The 11,058-nt window shown below is 37.1% G+C and carries 7 protein-coding genes; 3 read left to right on the forward strand and 4 right to left on the reverse strand.

Going from position 1 to position 11,058, the window contains the following annotated elements:
- Positions 1–120: 120 nt before the first annotated feature.
- From JGH11_RS10435 to JGH11_RS10445, 3 genes are all read left to right on the forward strand, one after another.
- Positions 121–756: a chloramphenicol acetyltransferase gene (locus JGH11_RS10435; protein ID WP_201111533.1), complete on the forward strand. Its 636-nt coding sequence runs from the start codon at positions 121–123 to the stop codon at positions 754–756.
- A gap of 14 nt (positions 757–770) precedes the next feature.
- Entirely contained in the window at positions 771–2,063 is a 1,293-nt protein-coding gene (locus tag JGH11_RS10440; RefSeq protein WP_201111534.1) for a folylpolyglutamate synthase/dihydrofolate synthase family protein, read from the forward strand.
- A gap of 123 nt (positions 2,064–2,186) precedes the next feature.
- Complete coding sequence (locus tag JGH11_RS10445; RefSeq protein WP_201111535.1) at positions 2,187–3,242, forward strand: winged helix DNA-binding domain-containing protein; 1,056 nt, start codon at positions 2,187–2,189, stop codon at positions 3,240–3,242.
- Between the two features lie 266 nt (positions 3,243–3,508).
- Here JGH11_RS10445 and JGH11_RS10450 read toward each other — a convergent pair whose 3' ends face one another.
- From JGH11_RS10450 to JGH11_RS10465, 4 genes are all read right to left on the reverse strand, one after another.
- Entirely contained in the window at positions 3,509–4,822 is a 1,314-nt protein-coding gene (locus JGH11_RS10450; protein WP_201111536.1) for a peroxiredoxin, read from the reverse strand.
- A gap of 120 nt (positions 4,823–4,942) precedes the next feature.
- On the reverse strand, positions 4,943–9,382 hold the full coding sequence (locus JGH11_RS10455) for a hypothetical protein (protein ID WP_201111537.1): 4,440 nt from the start codon (positions 9,380–9,382) through the stop codon (positions 4,943–4,945).
- Between the two features lies 1 nt (position 9,383).
- Positions 9,384–10,046 (reverse strand): hypothetical protein, encoded by a 663-nt coding sequence (locus JGH11_RS10460; RefSeq protein ID WP_201111538.1) that lies wholly within the window; start codon positions 10,044–10,046, stop codon positions 9,384–9,386.
- 502 nt (positions 10,047–10,548) lie between these two features.
- Positions 10,549–11,058 (reverse strand): AraC family transcriptional regulator (locus JGH11_RS10465; protein WP_201111539.1); only part of this gene is annotated, 510 nt, incomplete at its 5' end.

The following is an 11,058-nucleotide window of genomic DNA, read 5'->3' on the forward strand; positions in this document are numbered from 1 at the left end:
ATGGAGATTTTTAGTACTAATAATGAAAATGTAACTAAATTTGTCTATCGGATTGTTCCATATTCAGGACAATCTTTGGTATAAAAAACACGTAGTATTCCTTTGGCTAGATAATATTGAATGAAGAAGAAAATAATCGATATAGAAAATTGGAAAAGAAAGGAACATTTTAATTTCTTCAAAACATTCGATGATCCCTTTTTTGGAATTACTGTCAATGTAGATTTTTCAACAATATATTATCAGGCAAAAGAAGAAGGAACTTCATTTTTTCTATATTCGTTACACAAAATAATGCAGGCTGTAAATGCTGTAGAAGCGTTTCGCTATAGAATAGAAGACGATAAATTAGTTTGTTACGATATTATCCATCCTGCGCCTACTGTAGGTCGTGAAGATGGAACATTCAGTTTCTCATTCTTTGAGTATTACCCTGATATTCGAACGTTTGTAGATAATACCCGACAAATCGTAGAAAAAGTAAAAACAACAACAGGGTTAGGGCTGGATGCATCTCCGGGCAGAAATGACGTTATACATTACTCGTCTGTGCCCTGGATTCAATTTACGGATATGAAGCATGCTGTCTCTTTTGGCAACAATGCGGCTATACCCAAAATATCGACAGGTAAATATTTTTCAGAAGAACAAAAAATAATGTTACCCGTCTCTATAACAGCAAATCATGCCGTCATGGATGGTTTGCATATCTCTTTGTTTTTGGATAAATTGCATGAGTATATAGAATCGGAATAAATATAGACAGGACAATGACTTACAAGGAAACAACAGAATATTTATATAATCAATTACCCGTATATCAAAAAGTAGGAGGTAGCGCCTATAAGGAAGGGTTGGATAATAGCCGGGCTCTCGATACCTACTTTTCTCATCCACATACTCAGTATAAGACAATCCATGTAGCCGGAACAAACGGAAAAGGATCTACATCGCATCTGTTGGCAGCTATATTGCAGGAAGCTGGTTATAAAGTAGGTCTATATACATCTCCACACCTGATTGACTTCAGAGAGAGAATAAGGGTTAATGGAGAAAAAATATCAGAACAGTATGTTGTAAACTTTGTAGAGCAACATAGAGAAGCATATGAACCGATACAGCCATCATTTTTTGAATTGACAATGATGATGGCATTTAAGTATTTTGCCGATATGAAAGTAGATATTGCAGTCATAGAGGTTGGCTTGGGCGGGCGTCTCGATAGTACGAATATTATTACTCCTATACTGAGTGTAATAACCAATATAAGTTTCGATCACATGCAGTTTTTAGGGAATACACTAGAAAAAATTGCAATAGAAAAAGCGGGTATTATCAAAAAGGATGTACCTGTAATAATCGGTGAAGCTAAAGGTGAAGTCAGAACAGTTTTTGACGAAACGGCCAAAAGGGTAGGAACGCCTATTATTTTTGCCGAAGATGAACATATTATTCGCTCTAAACTAGCTACTGCAAGCGGGTGGTTACTCGATACAAAATACTATTCACAACTTAAAGGAGAACTGTCGGGCTATGCCCAGCTAAAGAATGCAGCAACAGTACTATGTGCAGTTAAAGAATTACAAAGAATAGGCTATACCATTCCATCCAAATCAGTCTACAATGGTTTTGCTTATGTAACAAAACTTACAGGATTGATGGGGCGCTGGCAGGTAGTTCATGAACTGAATCCTAAGATTGTATGCGATACAGGACACAATGTCGCAGGTATGGAATATATAGTCAAGCAACTAGCACACGAAAAATATAATACATTGCACGTCGTCTTAGGAATGGTAAATGATAAGGACGTAAATGCTGTTTTATCTATGCTTCCAAAGAAAGCAATATATTACTTTACCAAAGCATCTATCCCTCGTGCCATGAACGAACGGGAACTACAGAAATTGGGACAAAAGCAAGGCCTGACCGGATATTCCTATCAGACAGTTGCCGAAGCTATTCGTGCAGCAAAAGATTGGGCGGCAGTAAACGACTTTATTTTTGTGGGAGGGAGTAATTTTATAGTTGCCGATGCCTTGATAGCTTTAGGCTATAAATAATCGATATATGACAAAATTATCTATATACTGTCAAAGTAGCACTATTCTTAAGAGTAAAGGAAACGAATTATAAAAAGGAATCGAAAAGTGTCACTTTTGTCACCTTCTAGTTAAAAATAAACGATGGATGCCACAACAATAGTCACAACCCGTCTTGTTAATCAACAATTGATTAAAACCGATTTAAAGACACCCAAAGAAGTTGTTTCGTGGATGGGTGCAATCCAGGCTCAGGATTTTAACATGGCTAAATGGGCTGTTGGAGTACGCTTGGGAGGTATTAGTGACAAGCAAGTAGAAGACGCTGTAAATAAAGGGGACATCATACGCACACATATCCTTCGTCCTACATGGCATTTTGTGTCTAGCGATGATATATATTGGATGTTGAAATTAACGGCTTCCAGAATCAAAGCTGCTGTTGATGCTTACGATAAATCGTTGAAGCTTACGCCTGAAATTGTATTGAAAACAAATCTGGCTATAACCAAGCTTCTGGAAAAGGAGCCGCATCAGACACGAGAAGAATTAGGGATAAGGCTGGAAGAACTAGGAATACCTATCAATCGGTCTATTCTTACTCATATTATGTATCATGCCGAACAGGATGGTATTGTCTGTAATGGTATCGTAAGAGGGAAAAAACAAACCTATGATTTATTGGAGAACAGGATTCCTAAACCTTCTGAAATAAGCCGGGATGAAGCATTATACAGGCTTGCTTATAAATATTTCAGAAGTCATGGACCGGCTACCTTACAAGATTTTATATGGTGGTCGGGACTAACTGCCACCGATGCCAGGAAAGCGGTTGAATCTATCCGAAAGGAATTTATATTTGAGATTTTTGATGCACAGACATATATATTACATGATTCTTGCCTCAATTATAAATTAGACAAGGATCATATTCACTTCCTTCCTGCATTTGATGAATTATTCATCAGCTATAAAGATCGCAAGGAATCATTGGCTTTGGAACATCAAAAGAAAGTGATAGTAAGTAATGGTGTATTCAAACCGACTATTTTTCACAATGGTAAAATTATTGGAATATGGAATCGCGTAGTTCGCAAAAGCGGAGTGACTGCCGAAGGTTCACTTTTCTTTAATCCTCCAGCATCGATACATAAACTTATAAAAAAAGCATCGAACGAATTCGATGCCTTTATGAAGTAATAATTTTTATCAGTACCTATTTTAGGTATTTTCCTGTTGTTTTGGAAGAATAAAGATCCATCTTCAGTGAATAAATTCTATCTGTTGATGGATCTTCATATCAGACCTAAGGCTAACGAAAAGGAAACATTAGAGTCTTGGTAATGATTTAAGGATGTGAAACAAAGCAACAAAAATAAATGTTAGAGTAAATAAATGTATTTTACTAGATACTTTGTCTTGTGTAAAAAAGTGTATGTAATTTCAGCTTATTTTTCAGTATTTTATTACAGATTTCTTTCTAAGTCCATTATACTAAAATAGTTGCCCAAAAGCTTTCCTTTTTTGTCTGTTAAATAGAATGAAGGGGTGGCCATTACATTGTAGTTGGAAAAGTTGACCCCTGTAAAACCTTTGTAATCGCAAAGCTTGTCTTTCCATTGAAATCGGGAGGTTTCGGCTTCAAATCTATCTTTATTTATATCGGCAGCGATGGAAACTACACGTATGCCTTTTTCTTTCAATGTTGGATAAATCTGCATCAATCGTGTCATTTCATTAATGCACGAACTACAATCTGAATCGTGAAAAGCTATTAATAGCTTGTCGTAATTTTCGGAACTATCTGCCAAACCTACAATGGGAGGTAACGACTTGTTAATTTTCAGATAGTATGTGCCTATAGCTCGCTGCAAGTTGGGATAAGACGAACTAAAGCCTTTGTATTTGGTAAGTAATCCCTCTATGATCAGATGTTGCGCATCGAGCCATCCAAAATATTCTGTTTCTTTGACATTGGCATCCAAAAATGCTTCAAAGTAGGGAGAAGTAAGTCTTTGTGACGTTTTTAATACCGACTGAGCATATTGTTTTTGTTTGGTGTCGTTATTTTCGGTGTAGTCGAAGAGTCTTATATAATAGCTGAATGCATCGTTCCACAATCGCCCCGAAGTATATAGAGAGGTAATATCAAGTGAGTCTTCCATTTCCTGACGGATAAGCTTTGCCATTTTCGTATCGCCATTATGTTCGGCTTCAACAAGGCGATTCATAAAATTACCCAACTGATAGTATTTCGATATATAGAGGTCTGAAGCCTCTATCTCCTTATCTAACATTTGCATAGCAAGGTCGATTTTTTCTATCTCCGGTTGCAAATGACTAAGTAGGGGAGAGTTTGGGAAAATATGCTCTCCGGCTTGTAACCATCCCTTTTGTTGCACATATTTGTTCCTGGTTGTGAATATCTTTTTTAGGAAGTTGTTTTCATTCGATTGCGGAAACACTACTGTTTCGTGATTGAAATCGTTTTCATTGCAATCTATCAAGATAAATGGTTCGTCAACGGCTATTTCGATACCTCCGGCGTTGAAAATAGTCACAGCTGCCATTCCCCTGTAATTTTCATTGGGGATCATGAAAGTTGCTCTACCCGAATTGCCTATAACCGTCTCAAGAGAATCGGTTCTTGAGCCTTCGAAATAATAACATTTTGCATTGCGCCCAGTCAAAGATGGAGTTTGAAGTTGAATGATTTGAGCATTTATACTCAAAGTTGAGGCAAAACAGAATAGTATGTGAAATCCAATTTTTTTTAGCATATTGTTTTTTTATTATTTAGCATGACAAAGCAGATAATAACAAGTCTTTATACTTTTTTTAATGATCGATATGAATAACCTATCTGCCCCACAACACAGGGCAGATAGATTACTAAATAATTATAGACTTCTTACACAACGAGCACGACCGGCTGACACTGTGGACTTATTGTATATAATAGTTCTCACCTGGGTTCCTAACGGATCACCATTATAAACAGATGGAAATGCAATTAAATATTTGTCTTCTCCTACTAGGGTGGATGTCAAATAATACGTGTCATAAAGACACCACATGTAAGTACCATACGCACTTCTGGAAGCAATTTCAGCTGCGACCAGATCGGAACCGTCATAGCCAGAAATATAATTGGATACATAAATAAGATCTTGCCTCGATTTCAGCATTTCGAATGCGTTGGGTAAGCGCCACCCTGTTAAATTTTCACACAAAGCCTTTCCTGTGTAGAGTGAAGTCCTATTAGTAGTAGGGTTCGTGTAGTTATTTGCTTGATATGTTATAGTTCTACTATCCCATCCGTACCAACATAGATCTCTTCCTGTAGGTTGAAAATGCGGTTCTAAGGCAGTTGGGAATTTACTAGTACCGACTAGCTGGTTATCAGGTATCTCGCTTATTTGTACGTATCCTGCGTTTTTTACGATTTTTCCACCCGGACAACAAGAGCAATCTTGTATAGACACAACCATTGGGATACTTACATCTTTTGTTCCATCGTTATATACAGCATAGATCGTAACCCTTGCCGCATTGTTTTTATCCCGACCATAAATTCCGCCTTCAACTGAATTAAGCGTAGTTTTATATTTAATAGTCAGAGAGACTATCTGATTATTACCGAGAGTTCCTGAAGCTGAATAGTCATAATATTCGATAGTTGTAACTCGGGGGTCGTCTTCGACTACAAATCGAAAATTATTTATTGTGCCGGTGCCCGGAGCTCTGAAGGTATATGTTACGGGAGCTAATGTCGCAAAATTGGTCATAGTTGCAGTTCGAGAAGTCTGAGTACCGCATATTGCTTCGTGTTTAGCATTACTTTCAGATGAAACTTCATCAAAGTTCGATTGATTGATGTCGAAACAAGAGCCACCCCAAAGGTTTCCTGATCCAAGATCTAAATCTCCCGGATGATTTCCTACGATTACAGTAAACAGACCGGATTTCGCTTTCTCTGTACATCCGTCATAATATACCTCACAGTAGTAGTAATGAGTTCCAGCAGGTAGTTTAAGACCTAAAGATTTGCCTAACTCACCAGCCATAGGCTGACCACCTGTCGTAGAAGCTGTTGAATTCGAGTACCACTGGAATCTAAGATTATCGGCAGGGGTAGCTGATACAGGACCTAAAACTATAAGTTGATCAACCATTGCGTTGATAGTTGTAGCAGTCGGTAGCACATTCGAAGGTACGATACATGGCGCTTTAGGGTTTACAGTAACAGTAAATGATACCTCTTTGGAACCACTATCCGGACAAGCTGCATTTTTTACGACACACTTATATGTGAAAGTTGTTTGTGTGCTTACAGTTTCTTTTACTGTATATGTATTACTTTGTTGGCCGGATATTTCAGTACCGTTCCTAAACCATTGATATGAAGAAGCTGGAGTTCCAGATGGATAAGTTACCGTTACCGGACCCAGAATTAGAAGCTGCTCACTTTCTATTGTATGACTTGTAGTATTGCCCGGAGTTATTCCAGTAGGCCCAACGCAAGCGGGTGGAGCATCTTCAACAAAAACGGAATATGTAGCGGAAGTCATCGATGTACTACCACAAGTGGCATTCGACACCTCACAGTAGTAGTAATACTGACCTATAGCGGTAGGAGATATTTTCAAAATACTATTCAGACCTCCTTCTGTAGCCGGAACTTTAACAGAACTCGCCGCTGACGGAGCTTTTACCCACCACTGATATTTAGCAGAAAAATTTGCAGGTACAGTCACTATTACAGCACCTAGAGTTACTTCTTCACCAATTTTCATTGTGATATTTTTATTTCCCTGAGAGTCTATAGTTACAGGAGAATCACAAGGGGTTACAGGATTTGTTATAACTTTATGGGTATATGAAATAGAGTATTTATTATCTGTACAGTCAGCATTTGTTACCTCACAGTAATAGTAATAATTTCCGGCAATACTTTGTGCTGGTGCTAAATAGTAATTTGCCGTAGCACCACTTATTATACTACCGCCTGTAGTCTGATTTGCACCGGTAGCCGTATACCATTGGTAGTTAGCCTTTGCTGGAGAACCCGCTGAGAAATTTGCTATTACAGTACCCAAGGTCGCACTTGTGTTAGTAAGTGTTTCTACTGTTGTAGAATGGCTCGATGTTACAAATTGAAGGCCATTACAAACAACGGTAACGGTATATATAGCGGAATACACTAGTGGATTACTGGTACAAGTTGCATTTGTTACTTGACATTTATACTCATAAGTTCCTAAAATGGATTGAGATATATTTAAAATACTAGCTGTTTCGTTATTAATAGGAGTAAAGTCAGTTTCACTTGGTCTTTTTATGAACCACTGATATTTAGCACCAAAGTTTGCAGGCGCTGTCACTTTTATTTGGCCTAGAGTTACTTGCTGGTTAGCCTGTACTGTCATTGTTTTATTACCTTCAGAGGTAATAGACGTAGGTTCGTCACAAGGTGTAGTGGTAACTCGATGAGTGTATGCAATAGAGAGTTTATCTTCATTTTCACAGCCTTGATACGATACTTCACAGTAATAGTAATAATTTCCGACAGTACTTCGTGCCGGTGCTAAATAGTAATTTGCAGTAGCACCACTTATTATACTACCGCCTGTAGTTTGATCTGAACTAGTAGCCGTATACCATTGGTATTTAACCTTTGCTGGAGAGCCCGCCAGAAAATTTGCTATTACAGTACCTAAAGTTGCACTTGTGTTAGTAAGTGTTTCTACTGTTGTTGAATGGCTCGATGTTACAGATTGAAGGCTATTACAAACAACGTTAACGGTATATGTAGCGGACTTTACTGATGCACTAGAACAAGTACTATTTGATACCTCACAGTAATACGTATAGCTTCCTGAAGTAGAATGAGATATTTTTAAAGTATTACTTATTTCACCATCAATAGGCTGATTTGTACTGCCATTATACCACTGATATTTAGCTGTATAATTTGCGGGAGCGGTTACCTCTACTTTGCCTAAAGTTACCAATTCATTAATTTGTGCTGTGATACTTTGATTTCCCTGAGAGCTTATAGTAGTAGGAGGAGCACAATTAACAGGTGCAGCTTCAACAATGTGAGTATATGCAATAGCTCTTTTATCCTTAGTAGGACAGTTTTCATTCCATACCTCACAGTAATAATAATAAGGTGCGGCAACGGCTTTCGTTGATGAATAATAGTTATCAGTAGCACCAGGTATTTCAGTACCACCTGAAGTCTGACCTAAACTAGTAGCCGTATACCATTTGTAGTTAGCTTTCGCTGTTGTAGAACCCGCAGGGAAATTTGCTATTACAGTACCTAAAACTGCGTATTGGTTAACCAGTGTTGTTACTGTTGTAGGACGACTCGATGTAAGAGGGCTTAGTGGACCGTCACAAGTAAAGGTTACTGTATATAGACCGGAGGCCGTTTGTTCGGTAGGGCAAGCTGCATTTGACACTACACAGTAATAGTGATAAATTCCGGCTGAAGATTCATTTGCTATATAAGTGCTTTTTTGCCCATCTACTCCAAGAGAAGTACCACCTGTAGTAAGAGCTGATGTATTCGAATACCACTGATATAAGGGTGACAAAGCCCCCTCCGACACTGTTGCTGTAACAGCACCTAGAAGTACATCTTTTTTAACTTCTGCTGTGATTGCTGTAACAGTGTTAGGCATTACAGTGGGAGCTACGCAGAGAGTAGCCCTTACGTTCACTTTAAATACACCTGCATATTTTTTTTCACTATCGCAAACTGCATTTGACACCTCACAGTAATAGTAATAAGTCCTGACATCAGGATGAGATACTTTCAAAGTATTACTTTGCTCCCCTATCATGGGAGTACCACCTGTAGTTGAATTGCTCGTATTGCTATACCACTGATATTTAGCCGTTGCTGTAGAACCTACAGCGAAGGTTGCTGATACAGGGCCTAGAATTATATACTGATCAACAAAAGCTTCTTGCTCCGTATTACCCGGAGAAGCACTTGTCGGGTTATCACAGGGAAGAGGGTCGTTGCCATCGTTACATAAACTGATCCAAGCTAAGCTATTCCAATATTCGTAACATTTTGTGGTTGTATTGAAGATAGCAAGCCCATAGGAAAGATTGTCTCCCTCTGTGGTAGCCAAACTGTTTCTTTCAACTGTTGATAGCTGCGGAAGCCTCAATCCTCCTTTTGTTTTTGAGGTAGAGATCTCTAAAACAGAATATCCCTGAGGCGGGGTTCCGTCTCCAATAGTTACCTGAGACCGAATCCCTAATGTAACCAAAGTAAAGACAAACAATAGTATTATCCTTTGTGTTAGTGTTTTATTCATATTACTTATATGATTCTTTATTTAAATTTGTAATTGAAATTATATTGAGTTTAAAATTGTTATTTTCAATATATTCTAATTTTTTCGACTCTATATTTTCAAGTCTTGCAACAGATTTTCCAGTCTTCAAAATAGAGCTTTGCTCAATTGGAAGAAGGGCGGTAATATATCTGTTAGAATTGTCTATGTAGTTGTCAATCGAATATTTAGACGGAAAAGAGATCGGTTTGAAGGATGTCAATTCGGTATCTAGTTCTTTATAGAGATTCCTTGTCGTATCAGCTGCGCCGACAGGGGTACTCGGGTATATCTCAACTGTATCCGTATTAACTGAGCTAACGACGGTTTTGCGTGTTCTACCACATAGACTAATCCATATTGTACCGTTCCAATATTCGAAACAATTGTTTGTCATGTTATAAATGGCAAGGCCTTGTGCCTTTGGATCATTCTTAAAGGCATCTGTTGTCAGTGCCTCTCTTTGGCTCGTGGTTAATTGTGGGAGTCTCAAACCTCCTAAGGTATTTACTGTCGAAATTTCCAAAACAGAATAATCTTTTGGGGGAGATATGTCATCCCCAATAGTTACTTGGGAGTAAACTACCGAAGTGAAAAAGAATAATATTAGAAATAGTATTCCTTTTTTAATAATTACTTCATTCATTTTTTTAGATGTAATTTGTTAATTGTTTTGATTTTAGTTTGTTTTAGTTTGTATGTGATACAATACGGGATTGTTGTCAAGATTCTCTGTAAATTTTGTTTATTCGTTTTTATAACTTGTCTTTTTTAATATAGGAATGCCAATTCAGCTATGCTGTTGTCTTCTTTATTTTAATTGGATCTGCTTATAAGAGCTAAAAATAATCAATGATTACTCATATTTTGACTATAAAGGATTAGCTTTCGGGGTAAACTCAGCTAAAACTTACTGATGATTTGATATTGTTCACCAGTTTCTTTAAGTCTTAATATATGTGTCAGATATATAAAAAAAATAAATTGTCGTTTTGTTTTATTTAAGCATTTTTATTCTTCGTTCTTTAGGCTATATTTTTAGAGACTACTTTGTTTTTTAGCCAAGTTGTTGATAATTACTTTAATTTGTCCCAAGTTTACATTTGTAATTACGGATACAAACATAGACTTTTTAGTTAAAAAAAAGGTTATTCATTTGCGCAATTTTGTTTCTTATTGTTTCTTGTTTGCATATTTTTTCTTATTTTTCCAGGAGATAGTTTGAAATTTCTGCTACAGAAACTGCTAAAAGATGATTTGTTGGCAAATCCAAATCGTGTAGCAAGTTCTTTTAAGGGTGTCTTTTCGACACTAAGCGCATGATATATTTTATTCGTTCTTTGTTTATTTATCCAACGATGAGGAGACTCACCGAATACCAATTTGAAACGTTTTTCAAACGAGGATAGAGTCATGTGCATGGCTGCAGCTAAATCGGCTCGATTGTTGTATTTATGATAATTATGAATGATATAATGAGAAAAACTAGAGTCGTAGCTAATGGCGTCACGGAAAAACATAGCCAAGGCTTCCTTCGGATAGATAATTCTTAATAGATAAATAAGTTCCTTTATTTTGATCTCGGAATAATATTTACAACATAAGCATTCTTTGTATGATAATAATAATTCTAAAAAATCTTCTAATCTATTATTAAC

Source organism: Dysgonomonas sp. Marseille-P4677, from assembly GCF_016652235.1.
Taxonomy (GTDB): Bacteria; Bacteroidota; Bacteroidia; order Bacteroidales; family Dysgonomonadaceae; genus Dysgonomonas.

Bases quoted from the DNA above. Each gene is read 5' to 3' on its own strand.
- JGH11_RS10435 (WP_201111533.1), top strand. From the start codon at position 121: ATGAAGAAGAAAATAATCGATATAGAAAATTGGAAAAGAAAGGAACAT.
- JGH11_RS10440 (WP_201111534.1), top strand. From the start codon at position 771: ATGACTTACAAGGAAACAACAGAATATTTATATAATCAATTACCCGTA.
- JGH11_RS10445 (WP_201111535.1), top strand. From the start codon at position 2,187: ATGGATGCCACAACAATAGTCACAACCCGTCTTGTTAATCAACAATTG.
- JGH11_RS10450 (WP_201111536.1), bottom strand. From the start codon at position 4,822: ATGCTAAAAAAAATTGGATTTCACATACTATTCTGTTTTGCCTCAACT.
- JGH11_RS10455 (WP_201111537.1), bottom strand. From the start codon at position 9,382: ATGAATAAAACACTAACACAAAGGATAATACTATTGTTTGTCTTTACT.
- JGH11_RS10460 (WP_201111538.1), bottom strand. From the start codon at position 10,046: ATGAATGAAGTAATTATTAAAAAAGGAATACTATTTCTAATATTATTC.